The organism is Gelidibacter pelagius, from assembly GCF_017581925.1.
Lineage (GTDB): Bacteria > Bacteroidota > Bacteroidia > Flavobacteriales > Flavobacteriaceae > Gelidibacter > Gelidibacter pelagius.
This window is the reverse complement of the sequence record NZ_JAGEVG010000017.1, coordinates 1-21,850: the sequence shown is the minus strand read 5'-3', so window position 1 is coordinate 21,850 and position 21,850 is coordinate 1. Positions and strand designations below refer to the sequence as shown.

Annotated in this window: 21 protein-coding genes; 16 read left to right on the top strand and 5 right to left on the bottom strand. The window is 37.6% G+C overall.

The features are described from left to right. Positions 1-34 precede the first annotated feature (34 nt). Positions 35-2,485 (bottom strand): S9 family peptidase, encoded by a 2,451-nt coding sequence (locus J4051_RS14200; protein WP_208234542.1) that lies wholly within the window; start codon positions 2,483-2,485, stop codon positions 35-37. Between the two features lie 177 nt (positions 2,486-2,662). On the opposite strand from J4051_RS14200, the gene J4051_RS14195 reads away from it, so the two are divergent. Further along, positions 2,663-3,673, top strand: coding sequence for a 3-oxoacyl-ACP synthase III family protein (locus J4051_RS14195; RefSeq protein WP_208234541.1), 1,011 nt, complete (start codon positions 2,663-2,665; stop codon positions 3,671-3,673). An 897-nt stretch (positions 3,674-4,570) separates the two neighbouring features. Here J4051_RS14195 and J4051_RS14190 read toward each other — a convergent pair. Then, positions 4,571-7,027 carry an outer membrane beta-barrel family protein gene (locus J4051_RS14190; protein WP_208234540.1) on the bottom strand — a complete coding sequence of 819 codons (2,457 nt, stop codon included), beginning with the start codon at positions 7,025-7,027 and terminating at the stop codon, positions 4,571-4,573. Positions 7,028-7,147: 120 nt separating this feature from the next. Between J4051_RS14190 and J4051_RS14185 the strand changes: the two genes are divergently transcribed. Then, positions 7,148-7,516: a CoA-binding protein gene (locus tag J4051_RS14185; RefSeq protein WP_208234539.1), complete on the top strand. Its 369-nt coding sequence runs from the start codon at positions 7,148-7,150 to the stop codon at positions 7,514-7,516. Here J4051_RS14185 and J4051_RS14180 read toward each other — a convergent pair. Then, positions 7,487-8,929 carry a sodium:solute symporter gene (locus tag J4051_RS14180; RefSeq protein WP_208234538.1) on the bottom strand — a complete coding sequence of 481 codons (1,443 nt, stop codon included), beginning with the start codon at positions 8,927-8,929 and terminating at the stop codon, positions 7,487-7,489. The genes J4051_RS14185 and J4051_RS14180 overlap by 30 nt on opposite strands. 124 nt (positions 8,930-9,053) lie before the next feature. On the opposite strand from J4051_RS14180, the gene recR reads away from it, so the two are divergent. From recR to J4051_RS14110, 14 genes are all read left to right on the top strand, one after another. Continuing rightward, positions 9,054-9,671 (top strand): recombination mediator RecR, encoded by a 618-nt coding sequence (recR, locus tag J4051_RS14175; RefSeq protein WP_208234537.1) that lies wholly within the window; start codon positions 9,054-9,056, stop codon positions 9,669-9,671. A gap of 6 nt (positions 9,672-9,677) precedes the next feature. Further along, entirely contained in the window at positions 9,678-10,769 is a 1,092-nt protein-coding gene (locus tag J4051_RS14170) for a glycosyltransferase family 2 protein (protein ID WP_208234536.1), read from the top strand. Between the two features lie 119 nt (positions 10,770-10,888). Continuing rightward, positions 10,889-12,271: a dihydrolipoamide acetyltransferase family protein gene (locus tag J4051_RS14165; RefSeq protein WP_208234535.1), complete on the top strand. Its 1,383-nt coding sequence runs from the start codon at positions 10,889-10,891 to the stop codon at positions 12,269-12,271. A gap of 156 nt (positions 12,272-12,427) precedes the next feature. Next, on the top strand, positions 12,428-13,204 hold the full coding sequence (locus J4051_RS14160) for a 3'-5' exonuclease (protein WP_208234534.1): 777 nt from the start codon (positions 12,428-12,430) through the stop codon (positions 13,202-13,204). A gap of 132 nt (positions 13,205-13,336) precedes the next feature. After that, the gene (locus tag J4051_RS14155; RefSeq protein WP_208234533.1) at positions 13,337-13,612 is read left to right on the top strand and encodes a carboxypeptidase-like regulatory domain-containing protein; all 276 of its coding nucleotides are present in this window, start codon (positions 13,337-13,339) and stop codon (positions 13,610-13,612) included. An 84-nt stretch (positions 13,613-13,696) separates the two neighbouring features. Further along, complete coding sequence (locus J4051_RS14150) at positions 13,697-14,191, top strand: hypothetical protein (protein ID WP_208234532.1); 495 nt, start codon at positions 13,697-13,699, stop codon at positions 14,189-14,191. 176 nt (positions 14,192-14,367) lie between these two features. After that, positions 14,368-14,979, top strand: coding sequence for a fumarylacetoacetate hydrolase family protein (locus tag J4051_RS14145; RefSeq protein ID WP_208234531.1), 612 nt, complete (start codon positions 14,368-14,370; stop codon positions 14,977-14,979). Then, positions 14,980-15,321: an Hpt domain-containing protein gene (locus tag J4051_RS14140; RefSeq protein ID WP_208234530.1), complete on the top strand. Its 342-nt coding sequence runs from the start codon at positions 14,980-14,982 to the stop codon at positions 15,319-15,321. It abuts the gene before it with no gap. After that, positions 15,321-16,568 carry a competence/damage-inducible protein A gene (locus tag J4051_RS14135; protein WP_208234529.1) on the top strand — a complete coding sequence of 416 codons (1,248 nt, stop codon included), beginning with the start codon at positions 15,321-15,323 and terminating at the stop codon, positions 16,566-16,568. Before J4051_RS14140 ends, J4051_RS14135 begins: the two co-directional genes overlap by 1 nt. Before the next feature lie 78 nt (positions 16,569-16,646). Further along, a complete protein-coding gene (gene rpmB, locus J4051_RS14130; protein WP_129016605.1) occupies positions 16,647-16,883 on the top strand; it encodes a 50S ribosomal protein L28 in 237 nt (78 codons plus the stop codon). 26 nt (positions 16,884-16,909) lie between these two features. Continuing rightward, the gene (gene rpmG / locus J4051_RS14125; RefSeq protein WP_208234528.1) at positions 16,910-17,092 is read left to right on the top strand and encodes a 50S ribosomal protein L33; all 183 of its coding nucleotides are present in this window, start codon (positions 16,910-16,912) and stop codon (positions 17,090-17,092) included. Positions 17,093-17,137: 45 nt separating this feature from the next. Further along, entirely contained in the window at positions 17,138-17,290 is a 153-nt protein-coding gene (locus tag J4051_RS14120) for a DUF4295 domain-containing protein (RefSeq protein ID WP_208234527.1), read from the top strand. A gap of 326 nt (positions 17,291-17,616) precedes the next feature. Beyond that, a complete protein-coding gene (gene ftsY, locus J4051_RS14115) occupies positions 17,617-18,570 on the top strand; it encodes a signal recognition particle-docking protein FtsY (RefSeq protein WP_208234526.1) in 954 nt (317 codons plus the stop codon). A gap of 204 nt (positions 18,571-18,774) precedes the next feature. Further along, positions 18,775-20,418 (top strand): amidase family protein, encoded by a 1,644-nt coding sequence (locus J4051_RS14110; protein ID WP_208234525.1) that lies wholly within the window; start codon positions 18,775-18,777, stop codon positions 20,416-20,418. Here the strand turns inward: J4051_RS14110 and J4051_RS14105 are convergent. Both J4051_RS14105 and J4051_RS14100 read right to left on the bottom strand, forming a co-directional pair. Continuing rightward, positions 20,415-21,485 carry a serine hydrolase domain-containing protein gene (locus tag J4051_RS14105; RefSeq protein ID WP_208234524.1) on the bottom strand — a complete coding sequence of 357 codons (1,071 nt, stop codon included), beginning with the start codon at positions 21,483-21,485 and terminating at the stop codon, positions 20,415-20,417. The genes J4051_RS14110 and J4051_RS14105 overlap by 4 nt on opposite strands. A 153-nt stretch (positions 21,486-21,638) precedes the next feature. Then, on the bottom strand, positions 21,639-21,850 hold a 212-nt coding region (locus tag J4051_RS14100), incomplete at its 5' end, for a hypothetical protein (RefSeq protein WP_208234523.1).

The window sequence follows — 21,850 nt, the reverse complement described above, 5'->3', positions numbered from 1 at the left end:
TCTCATAATTCTTGAAACCTGAATCGTTCACGTCTTAATTTTTAATACTTTCTGTCGCTTTAATAGGATTATCCTTCTTTTTGTTCTTCACATAAGTTTCCAACCATTGGTCTTGTTCCCACAACATGTGCATAACGGACTCCTTGGCACTATAACCATGGCTTTCATTAGGCAACATGACTAATCTTACTGGTGCTCCCAAACCTTTTAGGGCGTTGAAATAACGCTCACTTTGCATTGGGTAAGTACCAGAGTTGTTGTCGGCTTCACCGTGAATCAGTAATAAAGGTGTCTTCATAGTATGGGAATTCATAAATGGAGACATGGTATTGTAGACATCAGGTGCTTCCCAATAGTTCCGTTCTTCACTTTGAAACCCAAAAGGTGTCAAAGTTCTGTTATAAGCGCCACTTCTAGCGATACCTGCAGCAAATAAATTGGAATGTGATAGTAAATTCGCCGTCATAAACGCCCCATAAGAATGTCCGCCAACCGCCACGCGATCACGATCAATATAGCCCATGGCATCAACAGCGTCAATGGCCGCTTTGGCATTGCCTACCAATTGCTTGACAAAAGTGTCGTTAGGTTGTTCGTCGCCTTCTCCAACAATTGGGAACGCTGCATCATCCAATACAACATAACCTCGGGCTACCCAAAATAAAGGTGAACCGTAGGATGGATAGGTGAATTCATTGGAGTTTGAAGTGCTTTGAGCTGCACTGTTTTTGTCTTTATACTCACGAGGATATGCCCACATGAGCATTGGGTATTTTTCACCCTCTTTATAATCTGTTGGTAAATATAAGGTTCCGGTTAACGGCAATCCGTCATCACGTTTGTAAGAAATGACTTCTTTATGGACGTTTTGTAAACTTTTGAACGGATTCTCAAATTGTGTCAAAGGTTGTAATGCGATACGCTTTTTGATGTTCCTGATATAATAGTTAGGATATTCGTTTTTTGATTCAATCTGAACCACAAACTCACCTGCTTTAGCATCTAAGGCGAAAGCAATATTCTCAACTTTATCGGTCAATTTCGATTGGTATAAACGTTCTGTTTTTTGTGATTTAAGATTCATTTCGTCTATAAATGGAAATTGCCCTTCAGCGCTAAAACCATCACCAATTAAATAGGCTTTTCCGTCATTAAGATCTAAAACGTATTCGTCATAAGCATTCAAAGTAGTTACGAAATTTCCTGGATCACTATAGACATCTTGATAATTTCTATCAGAAAGAACTTTCGGAGCTTTACTGGCATTGGAAGGATCAAATAAATAAGTTCTTGTATTTCTGCTGTTCCACCATCTATCATAAGCAATGGCAGTATTTTCATTACCCCAACGAATTCCGGCATAGCGATCTTTTGTTTTTAAAATGGATTGCTTTTTTGCTGTAAATGGTGCTTTTTGTTGAAATACTTCATCTCTAAACGCCACTTCCTTTGCAGGATCTCCGCCGTCTAATGCTTCAGTCCATACTAAGGTGGCAGGCTGGTCATTACGCCAGCTTAAATTACGCATTCCAGTGCGTACGGCCATAAATCCTTGTGGTAAATCCTCAATAAGTGGCACTTCCAATATTTTTTTAACCAAGGTGCCATGCGCATCATAAATAGTGGTGGTCGATGGAAATCTGCTATAAGGCACCAAATAGGAAAAAGGTTTGTTGATGGTGGTGACCATTACATACTTACCATCTGGTGAAAAATTCATGTCTTGGTAAATATCGGTGGATTTCCAATTTGAAGACGATCCGTCCAAATTCACTTTTTGAATATCGGACAATGCCAATTGTTCAAAGTTATATTCGTCGTTTGGATTTTTAAGTAAATCTTGATAGGTTCTATTTTGAGCTTTTACACCCGCTTCACTTACAGAGATTGTTGGCCCTTCAGGCACAGATTTCTCTGGATCAATCAATTCTTTTTTAGAGGCAGGAAGGGTTTGTACCAATAAATAGTTGCTGTCTTTTGACCATGTATAAGGTCTGCCCATATTGGCATTGAGGTTGTCTTCGGTTAACTTTTTCGCCTGTGCGGTGCTGATATCAATGTACCATAACTCTACACCTTTTGAAGTGGTGTTTGTAAACGCAGCATAATTTTGGTTTGGAGACCATGATAGATAAGCGTAACGTCCGTTTTCTGGCATTCCTGAAATATTTTGAGGATCGCCTTCTCTCCCTTTTCTGATTTTGAGATCTGTAGAATATGTGGTTCTGCTACCAATATTGGTTACCGGATTTATTCGTAACCCACCAAGGCGCATCTCAGTTTCAGAAAGCTCCTCGATAGTCTTAAAATTGCTTCGGTAAAGAAATATAATGTTTTCGCCTTGCCGATCCATACTTATGCGTGGTGCCAATGGCGCTTCTGCAAGATTTAAGATGCTTGGATCAGGTTTTTGATACGATAAATTAACTTGCCCAAAGCCAAACATGGACAACAAAAAGAAAATACTTAGTAGAAACGCTCTCATTATGGATTAAATTTTAGTTAAAGCTCTAAAAATAATCAAAACACGGCTAGTAGAACCTCAAATAAATGTTAAAATGAAGCGCTATTATCTGAATTTGGTATTTAAAATCGGTAATTTTATGAATACTATGAATATTGCTTAAATTGCAAATCTATTTAACGCTAAACAAATTAACTTATGTATAACTCCAAAATAATTGGATTAGGGTATTATGTTCCTGATAATGTGGTTACTAACGACGATCTTTCTAAAATGATGGATACAAATGACGAATGGATCCAAGAACGTACAGGTATAAAGGAACGTCGTTGGGCAATTGAAAATTCTGAAGACACAACTTCCGGAATGGGCATAAAAGCCGCTAAAATTGCCATTGAACGTGCGGGAATAGATAAGGATGACATTGATTTTATTGTGTTTGCAACCTTGAGTCCTGATATGTATTTTCCAGGACCAGGTGTACAGGTACAGCATGCCTTGGACATCAAAACTGTAGGCGCATTGGATGTTCGAAATCAGTGTTCGGGATTTGTATATGCTATTTCAGTGGCTGACCAATATATAAAAACCGGTATGTATAAGAATATTTTGGTGATTGGGAGTGAGTTACATTCCCATGGATTGGATAAAACTACGCGTGGACGTGGGGTTTCGGTCATTTTTGGTGATGGAGCAGGGGCTGCTATTTTGACACGGGAAGAAGATAACACTAAAGGGATTCTTTCTACGCATTTACATGCACAAGGAGAGCATGCCGAAGAATTGGTTTTGGTTGCTCCTGGGATGGGGAAGCGTTGGGTGAATGACATCCTTAAAGATAATGATCCCAATGACGAAAGCTATTTTCCACACATGAATGGACAATTTGTGTTTAAAAATGCGGTGGTCCGGTTTAGTGAGGTTATTATGGAAGGTCTAGCAAAAAACAATCTGAAAAAGGAAGCCATCGACATGTTGATTCCTCATCAGGCCAACTTGAGGATTTCGCAATTTATACAGAAAAGATTTGAGTTGAGTGACGACCAAGTGTTCAACAATATTCAAAAATATGGTAATACAACTGCCGCTTCAATTCCTATTGCGCTAACTGAAGCTTGGGAAGAAGGTAAAATCAAAGAAGGCGATGTGGTGGTACTGGCTGCCTTCGGTAGCGGATTTACATGGGGGAGTGTGATCATTAAGTGGTAACCAATTCCTGTGAAGACAGGAATCTCGAGTTTAAGTAAGGCGAATTTCGAGCACTAAAGGCGTTGTAGAATCCCTCAAAATTATTTTTCTCAGGATTTAAATAGCGAACACACTGAATTCGTGCAGACTAAAAGTCGATTTCATGAAGTAGTTGATTAAGAATATGATGTGACACATAATTATTCGAGATCTCTATGGCAATTGTGAGATGGCTAAAACATTGATAGGAACAAAATAGACGGAATGAATCCAATAGCTATTGGAGTGGGGGTAAGGCTATATCTGTAGGATAGTAATAACAACAATGAGATTCCTGCTTTTGCAGGAATTAAAAAACCCGAAACATAATTCTGTCTCGGGTTTTTCTGCAATTAACCAACATTAACTAACACTTGATTAGATTATAAAACTTATCACTATGTATTAGACGTAGAAACTTCTGTTTTATTTTATCAAAATAAATTTTTAACTCTCAATTAACATAAACCGCGAAATTTTGGAGGTATTGACCTTCAAAATTAACATCTGAGGTTAAATTCTGTAAAAATAAAAACACTCTCTAATTGAAAAGAATGAGCTGACGTTGTAGAAATTAATGAATGAGAATTATTCGTTTTGAAAAAAGAAAAATCCGAAGTATAAACTCCGGATTTTAATGTATACCTAATTCCCAAATACTTCCTTTTCAAAAAGTAGAAGGCTAATTCAAATCAATTTAAAAATAAGTACAGTTTGTTAGGTTCTATAAAACAATGGTTTAAAAGGCTGTATTCCAAGAAAACACGTTAATTTAACAAAATATTAACATATTTTAATACCGAAAAACAGTTGTCCGACGAGAGAAATAACCTGAATTGACATGTTACCAACCATCAAATGGATTACAGAGCGATGTTGTTACATAAAACCTCCACCAGATGATGCTTCATTTTTATCTCTGGATTTTCGTTGTAAGGCTCTATATTTCCCACCTCCAAAGCGGTAGGACAATCCGACATACCAAGCATTGCTTTCCCAGTTGAACTGTCCTTTTTGGGTATAAGGCCTATCGCTCTCAAACCTTGCTTTCATGGTATTGAAAATATCATTGTAGTTAAAACTAAATGTGGCTGCATCATCCAAAAATGAATAGCGTAAACCAGTATTTACAAAGTACATGGGCTTGCTTTTGAATTGTAAACTCTCTTGTGCTGATCGATACATTCCAAAAGCGGAAAGTGTCAGTTTCTTGGTGACTTTAAAATTGTTGCTCATTCTAAAACTGTAGGCAATGTTGTCTACTTTAATTTCGGTAAGTAGAATGTCATCCACTGTAGGTTCCTGGCCTAAAGGGGTGTCGAGAATTTCAGAAATTCCCTTTTGGGTTTGTGAGAAAAGATCAAAACTGGCGTTGAAATTCCACCATGTCGTCGGTTTGTAGGCACTTGATAGTTCAATGCCATAGGCCGAAGTATTATCGAAATTATCATAGGAGAGAATCATCTTGTTCAAGTCTAAGCGGTCAATAAAGGCGGCACGATTGATTTCATCCTCAATCATGCGGTAAAAAACACCTCCAGTAATGGAACCCTTATCCAGTTTTCGGGTATAATTAACTTCCATGGAATTTGTAAACTGTGGCTGCAATTCTGTGTTTCCGTAAGAGGAGGTTAAGGGACTGCTCCATTCTCTAATAGGATTGACACGTCGTAAACTTGGCCGGTCCACACGTCTGCTCACACTGGCCTGAAAAGAATTTTTATCGGTCGGTGTATAGGTTAAAAAGGCGGAGGGGTATACTTGGAAATAATCATTTTTGAACGGATTGGTGTCTCTTGAATTTTCTGTTATACTAATGGCTTTTGCGTCCTCGGTAACAGTTTCTGCTCGCGCTCCAACTTGATAACTCCATTTTTCAAAAGTTTTTCCATAGGTGATATATGCTGAATAAATATCCCTGTTATAATTGAAGTCTGTACTAGGAGTATTGATGATTGCGCCAGTTTCATCGAATGATTTTCCTGTAGAATCATAATAGACATCCGTATTAAATAAACGTGCCTCAAGACCGAGTTCCAGTTTTGCTGACTCACTTAATGGATTCACATAATCCAAATTGATGGTGGTTTGCTCACGGTCAGTGCTCACAAAATCTATATAATTTGGAGGAAAAGAAATGTTGGAGTATATGAAATCAGAAGATTCGTTTTCCTCATAAGTGTTGTAGTCCGCTTCTAATTCAATTTTTTCACCTTCCTTGGCAAAGTTGTGTTTGAATACGAAATTGTATTGGGAAGACAGATTATCAGATATATTGTTAAAGAGCTGTCCTTGCGGAGCAGTATTTGGTCTCAAAATATTAATGGTGCCCGTTCCTTTGCCATCGTAGGTGTTTTGATTTGTGAATATGGAGATGGTATTGTTGTCATCTGCATAAAAATCAACTCCAAATTTGTAAAGATGGGATTTGCTGTTGTCGAAGAAATCAAAAACTTGCTGTGAATTGTCATCCGGTCGATCGAGAGTGCCATAATTGGTGCTTTTACCAATATTATTACCATAATTTCCATACAGATTAAACTTTCCATTTCTGTAATTCAAATCGACAGAGCTGTTGAATTTTGCGTTTATTTCTTTGGTCAGACCCACATTAAGATTCCCGTTAAAACCGATATTGGTGTTTTTATGGAGGATGATATTGATGATGCCACTCATGCCTTCTGGGTTATATCGTGCAGATGGATTGGTGATCAATTCAATTTGTTTGATGGACGTCGAAGGGATCTGTTTCAATAGTTGGTCCACTGGGACATTTGACAATTTGCCATCCACCATTACACGTACATTCTCGTTGCCTCGCAAGCTCAAATTTCCAGACTGTGGATCAACAGTCACTGAGGGGATATTGTTCATAATATCAGAAGCCGTAGGCCCAGAAGTGGTTAAATCTTTTCCGACGGTAATGACCTTTCTGTCCACTTTTTGCTGAATGCTGGAAACTTCTGCGATCACGGTAACTTCATCCAACGCAGCCACATTTTCTTCTAAAAGAATCTTGCCCAAATTTACATCGTAAGAATCTTTTCCAATTAGGAAAGGCTGTATAACGGTTTTGTAACCTATATACTGAATTGTTGCAGAGTATTGGCCTTCTAAAAGTTTAGAGATTTTAAAACTGCCATCATCTTGGGTAATCGAGCCCGTAATGGTTTCATTTTTACTGTTTTTAATGACAATAGTCACGTAGGGCAATGGTTGATTTAGATGGGCATCAATGATTGTTCCTGAAATTGAACCTTCTTTTGGTAAGTTAACTGACGGTTGTGCAAATAATGTAGAGCACATTAAAATGCAAAATAAAAATAGCGATTTCATTTGTGATTGATTTTTTGATTTGATTGATGAATTTTGATTTGATTGTTATAAGAGAGACGACTACATTTGTAAATTGTTACGCCCTTATAAACTTTATTTTCAAATAAAATCCATGAAACTATGCAGACAAATAAAAAAACTCTAGTCTTCGGAGCTTCTTTAAATCCGAGCCGTTATTCTAATTTAGCAATGCACAGACTGACATCTCACGGGCATGAAGTTGTGGCTTTTGGATTAAAGGAAGGCGAGGTTTCTGGCATCAAGATCGATACGGAATTGATACCGTACAACGGTATTGATACTGTTACTTTATATATGAATCCGACCAGGCAAGAACCATTTTATGATTACCTTATTTCTTTAAAACCAAATCGTGTGGTTTTTAACCCTGGGACAGAAAATCCAGATTTTTTCCAGCGTTTACGCGATGCTAAAATTGAGTTCGAAATGGCCTGTACCTTAGTGTTGCTTGGTACGAATCAGTATTAATCCTAAAAATGTCAGAAGACCATTTAAGATCAGAATAAAATATCCAAATTCAAAGCCTAGCCATTTTAAGCTGTTGATACCGATTATATAAGAAAGAATTGGCGACAGAATGGCAATTATAGGCACCCATTTATCTTTTATCTGCCACCTGGTGAACAATCCAAAAGCATAGAGCCCGAGTAATGGGCCATAGGTGTATCCCGCAAAAAGCAAGAGTTTCGCAATGACGCTTTCATCTTTAATAACGTATTTAAAAGCGATAATGACCAGAATCAAAACAAATGACATCATGATGTGAACACGTTTTCTAATAACAACTTGTTTAGCAGCATCATACTTTTTTTCAATGTCTAAAACGTCAATGCTGAAGGAGGTGGTCAAGGCGGTTAAGGTGCTATCGGCGCTGCTATATGCTGCAGCGATCAATCCCAGTAAAAAGAATACAAAGACTCCAATGCCTAAATGTTCTTTTGCCAAAATAGGGAAGAGCTCATCTTTATGTGCATCAATGCCATTCTTTTGCGCGTAAACGGTTAAAAGAAGACCCAAGCTTAAAATCATGAAATTCACTATGGTTAAAATAATCGTAAACCAGAACATATTTTTTTGCGCATCTTTTAAGGTTTTACAGGTAAGGTTTTTTTGCATCATGTCCTGATCCAAGCCGGTCATCACAATGGCGATAAACGCTCCGGATATAAACTGATTCCAGAAATACTCGCTGGATTTAAAGTCGTCAAAAAAGAAGGTTTTAGATAGGTCACTCTCCAATACATAGCCTAAAATATTGCCACCACTAATGCCCAGATCATCACTCACGGAATAAATTGCCACACCAATTGCTATCAACATAAACAAGGTTTGCAGGGAATCCGTCCAAATAATGGTTTTGATTCCAGATCTGAAAGTATATAACCATATTAAAAAAACGGTGATGGTTACAGTTTGCCAAAAGCTGATGCCCAGATCATCAAAGAGGAGCACTTGCAGTACATTGGCCACTAAAAACAGCCTGAAGCTCGAACCCACAATTCGAGAAATTAGAAAAAATGACGCACCAGTTTTATAAGAAGCATTTCCAAAGCGCTCCTCTAAATAGGTGTAAATAGAGGTTAAATTTAATTTATAGTAGAGTGGAAGGAGCACAGTGCCAATAATGAGATAACCGACAGTATAACCCAGCACCATCTGCATATAGCTAAATTGAGAAGATTCTATCCACCCCGGAACCGAGATAAATGTCACTCCAGAAAGTGATGCACCAATCATCCCAAAGGCCACAATGTACCACGGCGCTTGTTTGTTGGCTTTGAAAAAGGTAATGTTGTCTGATTTTCTTCCCGTGAGATAGGATATCAAAATGAGAATTCCAAAGTAGGAAAGGATAAGCAGGATAATGGTTGTAGAATGCATAAATAATAAAATATGGCGGAAAATTACTTATTATAGTTTTCAATTTTCAAATAACGGGACTTAATATGAAATAAGAATATGTGAAAGCCTCAAAAATATGTACTAAAATCGTAAATTTGCCCCCATGGAATTTTCTTCAAAACTACTCGAAAAAGCAGTCAATGAAATGTCTCAGCTCCCCGGAATTGGGAAACGAACAGCATTGCGCTTGGTATTGCATTTGCTTAGACAGCCAAAAGATCAAACTATGTTACTGACTTCTGCATTGGAGCATATGCGAAAGGATATCAAGTTTTGCTCAAGTTGCCATAATATCAGTGACACCCAACTTTGCGAGATATGTTCCAATCCACGTAGAACTGAAGAAATCATCTGTGTGGTTGAAGACATTAGAGATGTCATGGCTATTGAAAACACAAGTTCGTTTAAAGGTTTGTACCACGTGTTGGGAGGAAAAATATCACCAATGGATGGGATTGGACCTAATGACCTAAATATCACTTCACTTGTAGAAAAGGTGAAAAATGGAACTGTAAAAGAGTTGATTTTTGCATTAAGCTCTACTATGGAAGGCGATACCACCAATTTTTATATCTTTAAGCAAATTCAAGATTGTGAAATTATCACCTCTACAATTGCAAGAGGTATTTCAGTGGGCAACGAATTGGAATATACCGATGAGGTTACCCTTGGAAGAAGTATTTTGAATAGAATCCCTTTTGAATCCTCTTTAAAATCGTAGTGTTTATTGAAGTTATCCATTGTCATATTAAATTATAATGTGCGCTGCTTCTTGGAGTTGTGTCTCAAAAGTGTTCAAGCTGCAATAGCGGATTTGGATGCTGAAATTATTGTTGTTGACAATCATTCGTCTGACGATAGTTGCCAGATGGTAAAGCGGCACTTTCCAAAGGTTGTCTTAATTGAGAACGCTGAAAACTTTGGTTTTTCAAAAGGGAATAATATTGGTGTGGCCAAAGCAAAAGGTGAATACTTATGCATCTTGAATCCTGATACGGTAGTAGCTGAAGATACTTTTAAAAAGATATTGGCTTATGCCGCGGATAGTCCCAATATGGGTGTTTTGGGTTGTCAACTCATCGATGGACGCGGGCAATTCCTGCCAGAAAGCAAAAGAAACATTCCCACTCCAACGGTTTCTATCAAGAAAATATTGGGGTTTTCAAATACCTATTATGCAAATCATTTGTCGATAGCTGATATTGGCAAGGTGGGTATTCTTGTAGGTGCTTTTATGGTGCTCAAAAGAGAGATTTATAACGAAGTCAAAGGCTTTGATGAAGATTTCTTCATGTATGGTGAAGATATAGATCTTTCTTATAAAGTCTTAAAAGCGGGGTATCAAAACATATATTACGGAAGCACAACCGTCCTTCATTATAAAGGGGAAAGTACTTTAAAAGATGAAACTTATGCCAAGCGCTTTTATGGTGCGATGCATATTTTTTACAAAAAGCACTTCAAGTCCAGCTTTATTTTTGATGTCATTGTCCGGTTTGGGATTTTATTTTCAAGGTTTTTCCTGAAAGTACCAAAGGCCTTGGAGATCAAAGTAAAATCTCATGTGTTGATGACTAAAAGTTCAGACTTTCTCATAGAATTTCCTTTCAAAACAACAACGGTTCATGATATAGCTGATATTGCGCCACGAACACAAGTTATATTTGACGGCAACACCATTGATTACAAGTCTATAATCGAATATATGATGTATTCAAGCAAAGGCAAGGAATTGACGTTTAGAATTTTACCTAAAAACTGTCAGTTCATTATTGGTAGTGATAGCTCGGAACATCGTGGAGAAGTGATTTTATTGTAAAAACATCAATGAATATATGCGCCATGAATTCCGAAATTATAAAGGATTATGTAATGAAGTATGGCAATTTTAACTAATTTTGCAAGAGCAAATAAAAATTTTAGCATCTGAATAATAATATGGCAAAATTTGAACTGAAACTCCCAAAGATGGGTGAAAGCGTAGCAGAAGCAACCATTACCTCTTGGTTGAAAAATGTTGGCGACACTATTGAAGCTGATGAAGCAGTATTGGAAATTGCAACTGATAAGGTAGATAGCGAAGTGCCTAGTGAAGTGGATGGTGTCTTGACCGAGATCCTTTATAACGTAGATGATGTTGTAAAAGTTGGTCAAGTCATTGCGATTATTGAAACGGATGCAAGTGCTGCTGCAGCGCCTATGGCTCCGAAACAAGAATCTGCTCCAGCACCTATGGCCGAAACTCCAGAAGTTGCACAAGTAGCACAAACGGTTGAAGCAGCAAAAACAGCTGTAGCAGCTCCAGTAACCTCTACGGAAGATCGTTTTTATTCACCATTAGTTAAAAACATAGCCAAACAAGAAGGTATTTCCCAATCTGAATTGGACAGTATTTCTGGAACAGGTAAAGATGGGCGTGTCACCAAAAATGACATTTTCGAATATCTTGAGACAAAGAAATCAGCTCCAGTGTCTGCGCCACCAGCGTCTACACCAGAGCCTGTAAAAGAGAATATAGCGGCAGAATCTGTTAAGCAAGAGCCTGCAGCAGCACAATCAGCTCAAGAGAAAACTCCTGAAAAACCAAAAGCGTCTCCTGTAATTGCCAGTAATGGTGATGAGATTATTGAAATGACCAGGATGGGCAAACTGATTGCACATCACATGGTGGAATCCGTACAGAAATCAGCTCACGTACAAAGTTTTATTGAGGCTGATGTGACCAATATTTGGAACTGGCGCAATAAAGTCAAGGGTGATTTTGCGAAACGCGAAGGTGAGAATTTGACATTTACTCCAATATTCTTGGAAGCTGTGGCGAAAGCCCTCCGCGATTTCCCAATGATGAACATTTCACTCCAAGATGATAAAATCATCAAAAAGAAACATATCAATTTAGGGATGGCTGCAGCATTACCTGACGGAAATCTTATTGTTCCTGTGATTAAGGACGCAGATCAACTGAACCTGATCGGGATGACCAAACGCGTCAACGATTTAGCAAACAGAGCCCGTTTAAACCAATTGAAGCCAGACGATATTCAAGGCGGAACTTACACCGTAACTAACGTTGGGACTTTTGGAAGTATAATGGGAACACCAATTATCAATCAACCACAAGTCGGGATTCTGGCACTTGGTGCGATAAGAAAGGTTCCTGCAGTAGTTGAATCTCCTGATGGCGATTTTATAGGCATCCGTTATAGGATGTTCCTGTCACATTCTTACGACCACCGTGTTGTTAATGGTGCATTGGGTGGGCAATTTGTAAAAGCCGTCAAAGATTATTTGGAAGCTTGGGATGTCAATCGTGAGATTTAATGTAGCATTCCGACCTGAAAGATTTTAGAAATCTGTCAGGTCTGATTAAACACAAAACCTAAACAAATCTTAAACCTAATCTTAAAACAATTAGGTTTTTCTATTTTTACGCTAATTATTTAAAAATCAGCAAGAATAAATAAACTACAGACAAAAATGAATCTCAACCTTACCAAACCTATATGCTTTTTTGACCTTGAAACAACAGGGATTAATATCACCTCAGACCGCATTGTGGAAATTGCAGTACTGAAAGTGTTTCCTGATGGAAAGGAAGATCGCAAAACGTGGTTAGTAAATCCAGGAATGCCAATTCCAGCTGAGGTTACAGAAATTCATGGAATTTCTGATGCTGATGTAGCTGATAAACCTACTTTTAAAGAATTGGCCAATGAGATCAACACTATGGTTAAAGATTCAGATTTGGCAGGATTCAACTCCAATAGATTTGATATCCCATTGTTAGCAGAAGAAATGTTGCGGGCTGGGATCGATTTTGATATGAAAGGTCGTGTGGCGGTTGATGTACAAACTATTTTCCATAAAATGGAACAGCGCACCTTGGCTGCAGCCTATAAGTTTTATTGCGATAAGAATTTGGAAGATGCACATAGCGCAGCTGCAGATACCGAAGCAACCTATGAAGTCTTAAAAGCTCAAATTGCAAGATATGATGAACTGGAAAATGATACTAAGTTTTTAGCCGAATTCAGTTCGCGCAAGAAATTTGCCGATTTTGCTGGGTTTATCGTTTATAATAAATATAATGAAGAGTGCTTTTCTTTCGGGAAACATAAAACCAAAAGAGTAGAAGATGTTTTAAACGAAGAACCTGGGTATTTTGGTTGGTTGCTCAATGCTGATTTTCCACTGTACACCAAAAAAGTATTGACCGCCATTAAATTGAGGGCTTTCAATAATAAGTTGACCTAAAAATACCTTCGTAGGCCGGAAACCTTTAGGTTCAGCGAAGTTAGTCTTATTGTTTTATGTGTTTGGTAATTTTATATGAGGTATTTGTTCGTTATTTTCTTCATTTCTTTCACTTCAATTGGACAATCTAAAATGGTGAAGGGATTTGTTCTTGACGATACCACCAAACAACCCATTCCATTCGTCAATCTTTCTATTATAGATTCCCGAAAAGGAACATCAAGCGATCATAATGGAAGTTTTCGTTTAGAAATTGAAGAAAACGACCTTTCAAAAAACATTCATTTATCATCATTGGGTTTTAAAGATTCGATCTTTGCTGTGTCGCAACTTGTGAAGGAAAACCGAATTTTCTTGAGAGCCAAAACAGAGGTTTTAAGTGAGGTCGTTATTTCCAAAAAATTTTAGGAGCAATTACTGGTTGTTAATCCGATTATAAAAAAGGATATTAAAAGCGGTTTTGGAGCTTCTGAGTATCCGATTATTCTTGCTTTGTATTTTCCGTATGAAGCCAATTATGATGCTACTAAGAACTTGAACAGTGTAAAAATATATTTAAAACAATATTGGTTTGAAAAAAACCGTCCTTCAAAATTCAGATTAAGATTCTTGTCAGTTGGCAAAGATGAGCTTCCTGATGAAGATTTAGTTTACGAAAGTATTGTTGTTGAAACAGAAAAAAATCAAAAAGAAGTGGTTATAGATGTTTCAAAATATAATTTGACGTTTTCGGAAAATGGTTTATATATAGGTTTGGAGTGGCTTTTTATTCCGTTCAATGAATATGAAGAAACTTTTACTGCCGAAGGTGAAAACAGAAAAAAAACGATGAAAAGATTTGCACCAAAATTTGCATTGACTATGGAAGAAATTGAGAAGTATAGAGTTATGGTATTTTTGACAGGCCAATGGTATGATAATCCCATGCCGAGTATTAAAGATGGAACACAAATAGTTCCTGCCATTTCCTTAACACTGTCAAATTAAATTTTTTGGATCAATTCTTTGGGTAGCTTTGTGTCTTCTTTGTGTAACTTTGCGGTATAGTTCCAGTCATTCTTTTGAATGGAATGTATTCGTAAATTCGTGGCACTAAAATATCACATGAACCTATAAGTATTAAGCATAATTCCATCTTCACGTTTATTTAAAACTGATTAGTCATGAAAATCATCTGCATCGGTCGCAACTATACAGAGCATATCAAAGAATTGGCCAACGAAAGGCCAACAGAACCCGTAGTGTTTTTAAAACCTGACTCTGCAATTTTATTGAAAAAACAACCGTTTTATATTCCTGATTTCTCTAATGATGTCCATCATGAAGTAGAGATTTTAGTCAGAATATCTAAGGTTGGTAAGTATATCGATAAAAAATTCGCCCATAAATATTATGATAAGATTGGGCTTGGTATCGATTTTACGGCGCGTGATTTACAACAGAAATTAAAAGAAAAAGGATTGCCATGGGAAAAGGCCAAAGCTTTTGATGGCGCAGCAGTAGTTGGGGAATGGTTGCCAAAATCCGATTTTGAATCGGTAGATGCCATTAATTTTGGGTTGGAAAGAAATGGAGTTCTTGTGCAGCAAGGCAACACAAGTCATATGTTATGGAAAATTGACGAACTTATAGAATATGTATCAAAATATTTTACTTTAAAGATTGGAGACATTATCTTTACGGGAACACCATCAGGAGTTGCTAAAGTAGAAGCTAATGATGAACTAAGGGGATTGATTGAAAATAACGAAATGTTTAAATTAACAATCAAGTAAATGGAAGAAAATTATAAACTTTATCGTGTACGTGAATTAGCCGATGGCGATGAAGATTTTATCATGGCGATTGCGGCTGCCTTTTTGGAGGAAGTTCCGGAAGATGCTGCGCGACTTAAAAAAGCTGTTGCAGAAGCAGACTATTACACAACATATCAAGCTGCCCATAAAATGAAACCGACAATTGATCTGTTTGAACTTGGCGTATTAGACGATTTGATAACCGTTCAGGATTGGGGTAAATTAGAAAAGAAGGACGAGGATGTTTCAAAGGAATTAAGGACAGTTCTGGAGGCTATAGAAAAGACATCTGAAGAAATTAAAAAAGATTTCAATCTCTAATGTTAGCTGAAATCATAACTATTGGAGACGAAATTCTTATTGGTCAAATTGTCGATACCAATTCTGCATTTATAGCCAAACAACTTAATAAGATTGGAGTATCCGTATATCAGATTACTTCTGTGCAAGACGATAAGGAGCATATCTTAAAGTCTTTTAAGGAAGCTGAAGAGAATGCCAATATCATTATCATCACTGGCGGATTGGGGCCAACCAAAGATGACATCACCAAAAGAACCATTGCGGAATACTTTAATGATACCCTGGTTAGAAACGATGAAGTCACAGAAAACATCAAACGTATTTGGGGAGACTTCACGGTTAAAACACCCTCCCAAGTCAGTTTGGATCAAGCTTTGGTACCGTCTAAAGCACAAGTATTAATGAACCATCACGGGAGTGCTCCAGGAATGTGGCTTGAAAAGGAAGGGAAAGTATTTATTTCGCTCCCTGGCGTACCGTATGAAATGCGCGGACTCATTGATGATGCCGTTATCCCTAAACTTGCAAAGCAATTTAAGTTTCCTTATATCCAACATGAAACGATATTGACTTATGGTCTTGGCGAAAGTGCTTTGGCAGAACGCATTGAAGCCTGGGCTGACCATTTGCCTCCCTATATAAAGTTGGCGTATTTGCCCAGTTTAGGAAGAGTGCGATTACGTCTTTCGGGTAAATCTATGGACAAACATCTGATCCAAATAGAGATAAAACATCAGATTGAATTGTTGTTGCCGCAAATTAAAGACGTTTTTGTTGGTTTTGAACGTGATGAATCTATTGAAGCCGTTATTGGGCAACATCTGATTGCTTCGGGCAAAACAGTAGCCACGGCAGAAAGCTGTACAGGAGGTAAAATAGCTGAATCCTTCACGGCGATTGCGGGCGCGTCCCAATATTTTAAAGGTAGTGTGGTCAGTTACGCCACCCAATCTAAGGTGGATGTTTTGAAGATTGATCCAGAGTTGATTTCTAAATTCTCTGTAGTAAGTGCTGAAGTTGCTGAAGCCATGGCCAAAGCCGCTTTGAAATTGTTTAATTCGGACTATGCTATTGCTACTACTGGAAATGCGGGGCCAACAAAAGGCGATGCCGATGCTGAGATAGGTACCGTTTTTATAGCCATCGCTACGAAGTACAAAGTATTTTCTGAACGTTTTACTTTTGGTGATCATCGTCATAAAGTCATAAACAGAGCCACAACCAAAGCCTTTGAAATGCTACAGAAAGAAATTTTAAAAAAGTAACAATTTAAGTTTGTTGGTATTGTAAAGTTTTACTAAATTTGCAAACTGTTTTAAATAACATAATTAAAGTTAGAAAGAATGTCAAGAGTTTGTGAACTTACTGGAAAAAAAGCGATGGTTGGAAACAACGTATCTCACGCTATGAATAAAACGAAGCGTAAATTTGATGCAAATTTGATCAAAAAACGTTTTTACATTCCTGAGGAGGATAAATGGGTAACTTTAAAAGTTTCTACATCTGCGTTGAAAACAATCAATAAAATTGGTATTGCTGCTGCAATCAAAGAAGCGAAATCTAAAGGATTTTTAAAATAATAGCCACAAGCTAAAAAGTTAAGATAATGGCAAAAAAGGGTAATAGAATACAAGTTATATTAGAGTGTACTGAGCACAAGGAGTCTGGGCAGCCAGGGACGTCTCGTTACATCACCACAAAGAATAAAAAGAATACGCCAGACAGAATGGAGATTAAGAAATTTAATCCTGTCCTTAAGCGTATGACAGTTCATAAAGAGATAAAATAAATGTAGATTCCCATTGACATGGGAATTATAAAAAGAAACTTTACAATGGCAAAGAAATCAGTAGCATCGTTACAAAAAGGATCTAAGAGATTAACCAAAGCAATAAAGATGGTTAAATCTCCAAAAACAGGAGCTTATCAGTTCGTTGAAGCTGTTATCGCACCTGAGTTTGTGGACGACTTTTTAAATAAAAAATAAATATATACGCTATATTTTTAAAAACTGCTTTCATTTGAAAGCAGTTTTTTTATGTCTATATTTGAGTTAAATCTGACAAATTAGCAGTTTGAACTTTAGGGACTTAAATTTGTTATAAGATTTTAAGAGTTACCTTTTAAACACCCAAGGTCACCAAAAAAACCATGTGGGTTAAAAAGATCGGGCTTATCGCTGTATCTTTTTATTTTGAGGGCTTCGGCAAGCTCAGCCATCAAAATAAAAAGAATGCTGAGCTATGAGTAATCCCTAACGCAACTCTGTCTTTGAACCATAAAATCGGCTTAACAATTAACACCTCAAAACAAATGAGCTTTTTTAAAAAAATATTCACTTCAGAAAAGAAAGAAACCTTAGATAAAGGTTTAGAAAAATCTAAAACCTCATTTTTCACAAAGCTCAACAAAGCAGTTGCTGGAAAATCAAAAGTAGATGATGATGTTCTTGACAATCTTGAAGAAATTTTAGTATCAAGTGATGTAGGGGTCAATACGACTTTAAAAATCATTGATAGGATCGAAGAGCGTGTTGCTACAGATAAATATTTAGGAACCTCAGAGCTCAATCAAATCTTACGTGAGGAAATAGCGGGTTTGCTGTCTGAAGTTGATAGTGGCAATGCGACAGAATTTACAGTTCCAACAGATAAAAAACCTTATGTCATTATGGTTGTTGGCGTAAATGGTGTTGGAAAAACGACCACTATTGGTAAGTTGGCGTCACAATTCAAAAAGCAAGGCTTAAAAGTTGTGCTTGGTGCCGCAGACACCTTTAGAGCTGCAGCCATCGATCAGTTGCAAATTTGGGCAGATCGTGTTGATGTGCCAATGGTGCGTCAAGATTTTGGTAGTGACCCTGCCTCTGTCGCTTTTGATACCTTAAAAAGTGGCGTTAACCAAAATGCGGATGTGGTTATCATTGATACCGCTGGACGTTTACATAACAAGGTCAATTTAATGAACGAGTTGACCAAAATCAAACGTGTCATGCAAAAAGTCATTGCTGATGCACCTCACGAAGTACTTTTGGTATTAGACGGTTCTACAGGTCAAAATGCTTTTGAACAAGCTAAACAGTTTACTGCTGCAACAGAAGTCACTTCATTAGCCGTTACAAAGTTGGACGGAACTGCCAAAGGTGGCGTGGTCATCGGTATTTCTGATCAGTTTAAAATTCCCGTTAAATATATTGGTGTAGGAGAAGGAATCGATGATTTGCAAGTCTTCAATAAATTTGAATTCGTAGATTCTTTTTTCAAATAGCCTAATTCCTGCGAAGACGAATTCCTGCGAAGACAGGAATCTCACGTAATCTCGCAATTTACTGATTGACAACCAAACCTGTACATCTGACGGAAATATTTGTTCCAACCACATGCGCAATAGTCCGCTCACCAAACCCCGCTTATTATTCCCGCGTTTTGAATAATCAATTCCTTTTGAGTATTTTTAGTAAAAACTTCCAAAATGAAACCAATCTTATTCTGTATCACATTTATGATTGTTTGCTCTTGTAAAAACACTGAAAAGAGCGAAGAAGGAACCAAAAAGTCATCCACAGATATCAGTGCCATTTCCGCTAAAGATTTCACTGAATTTAAGGTGTTGGACTCTAAGTATATTGACAATTCAAAACTGTGGGAAGGTTTCACTGATGATTTGGCGGATTTCACTGAGGACAAATACAATGCTCTTAAACCTTTAATATTAGAACAAGATATCCCAACCATGCAGCAGCATATTCAAGATGGAAAATTGTCTTATGAAAACTTGACCAAATTCTATCTCTATCGCATAAGAGCCTTCGATAGAGATAATGATCTATCCTTGAATTCTGTGATCTCTTTGAATCCGAATGTTATTTCCGAAGCTAAACAAAAGGATTTCGATTTCAAGAACAAGATGCGGAAGCATCCCATTTTCGGAATGCCAATTCTTTTGAAGGACAATATTAATACGGTTGACATGCCAACAACTTCAGGTGCGGTGGCGTTTCAAAATAATAACACCAAGGACGCTTTTATTGTGGAGCGTTTGAAAGCACAAGGCGCATTGATTTTAGGAAAGGCTAATTTAAGCGAATGGGCTTATTTCTTCTGTGGTGATTGCCCGAGCGGTTATAGCGCTATTGGTGGACAAACCTTGAATCCGTATGGTCGAAAGATCATAGACACTGGTGGGTCGAGTTCAGGAAGTGGGGTGGCTGTTGCCGCTAATTTTTGTGTTGCAGCGGTTGGAACCGAAACATCGGGATCTATCTTATCTCCTGCCAGCCAAAATTCGGGGGTAGGATTAAAACCAACTATTGGGTTATTGAGCAGGAGCGGCATTGTACCTATTTCATCAACCTTGGATACACCTGGGCCAATGGCCAAAAATGTCACGGACACCGCCATACTTTTGGATGCGATGCGAGGTTTTGATGCTACGGATTCAAAATCAGTCAAGAGACATTTAGAAAACTCATCTTATTATGAAAAGAACTTTAAGGCAAACAAGCTCAAAAGAAAGCGTTTTGGGGTATTGACAACCTTGTTGGAAGATTCTCTTTATGTGCGGGCTATTGAAGATCTAAAATCCGAAGGAGCCATCATCATTGAAATTGAACCAGAGAAGATAGAGTTGCCAGATTTTTTAAGACTCCTCAATTTGGACATGAAAAATGACCTTCCCAACTATATCAAAACTTCAGGAGATGCTAAACTGACAGTAAAGTCTATACAAGATGTCATGGCCTTCAACCAGAAGGATTCCATGGCGACGATGCCTTATGGTCAGAGTTTGTTTGCAGGAATTGTTGCGGATTCCGCTACGGACGAGGAATTTGAATCTATCAAAAATACCCTTAAAACAAATGGTAAATTGTTTTTTGACACACCATTTGAAAGACATGATTTAGACGGAATTTTATCAATAAATAATTATCACGCTGGTTTTGCAGCAGTCGCTGAATATCCAGCCATAACGGTGCCAATGGGGTATACAGATAGTGGTGTGCCTAAAGGTTTGACGTTGATAGGAAGACCATGGACTGAAGCTTTACTTTTGTCATGGGCATATGCTTATGAACAAGCTTCTAAGCGACGTGTTGCTCCTGAAAAATACAATTAATTTGTTAAGGCATTAATTTTGGCCCATAGGGTATCGTCAAAATCTGATAGTCCAAAATTAACCGCATCCGCAGCATCTCCCATTCTAATAATCACTAGCTTTTTACTGGGCACGATGTAGATTTTTTGATCATTTTTTCCCAAGGCTGCAAACATATCGGCTGGAGCATTCGGGATGAGACTTCCATTAAATTCCAGTTGGGTTTGAGGTAAATGATAACTTGATTTACCATTGAGCCACCAGAAATAACCATAGGATTCGTTGATGTTTTGAGATGTATTAGTGGCATCATTCAAATAACTTGCTGAAACAATTTGAGTGTTTTTCCATTTTCCTTTGGCATATATCATTAACCCAAATCGTGCCATACTTCTGGTGTTGCTCCAATACACGCTCAAATCATCAAGAGGAAGCCAAGTTCCAGACATTCCGATTTTGTTTTTTAAAGAGCTGTTGAAATAGGTGTTCCAACTTTGATCACTGGCTTCTGCAACAACATCTTGCAGTTTTACATACACATTATGATATGCCCAACGTGTTCCAGCATCTGCCATGTATCGCAGGTTTTCTGGAGAGACATTATCTCCCAAATGATCATCAAGACCAGAATCCATGGACAAAAGGTTTTTACAAGTTATCAAATTTTCTTTTTCCAACGGCGCACTGGTCCAACCCGTTCCTAAATATTCAGACACCCTATTATTGATATTTAATAAGCCATCATCTTCAGCAATTCCTACAATGGTGGAGGTCAAGGTCTTTCCAGCACTGGCCCAATACCATAGAGATGTAGCGGAATGCTCATCGAAATAAGCTTCAACGGCAATTCTCCCATTGTATAGAATGATAAAACTTTTGGTGTTTTTTAATTCGAGATAATCTAAAAGTGGCTGAAGTTCAGTTTGATCCCATCCTAAATCTGTCGGAGAAACAGTCTCCCATTCATCTGAATTTATTGGAGGGAAATAAATGCTGTCTTCTTGTGGCTCTTGGATTTCAGAGGGATCAGTAGAACAAGTAAAACTCAGAAAACATATCGAAATAGCAAAGATCCAGAGAGTTTTCATAGGATATGAATTTGACGTTAAGACTGTCAAAAAATAGAAAAGTTTAATGTGGACAAGATTGGATTTTGGATGACGGATGATGATTTGGTGGTCAGAAATGAAGTTTGATTAGCGATTGAAGAATTCCAAAGTTCAGAGTTCAGAGTTCAGAGTTCAGGGTTCAGCGGATGAGGTATAATTTACTGCGCTATTTTCATTCATACATAGCCCAATTAATTCCTTCCCTTTCAAAGGGAAGGTGGCTTCATCCCGCGGATACGGGATGAAGCCGGAAGGGTTTGTTTTAAAGCGAGGAATTAGGAATAAAAAAGAATCGTTATAAGCATTGAGCTTGTGCAATTTAAAAACCACCTCGTCTTCTGCTT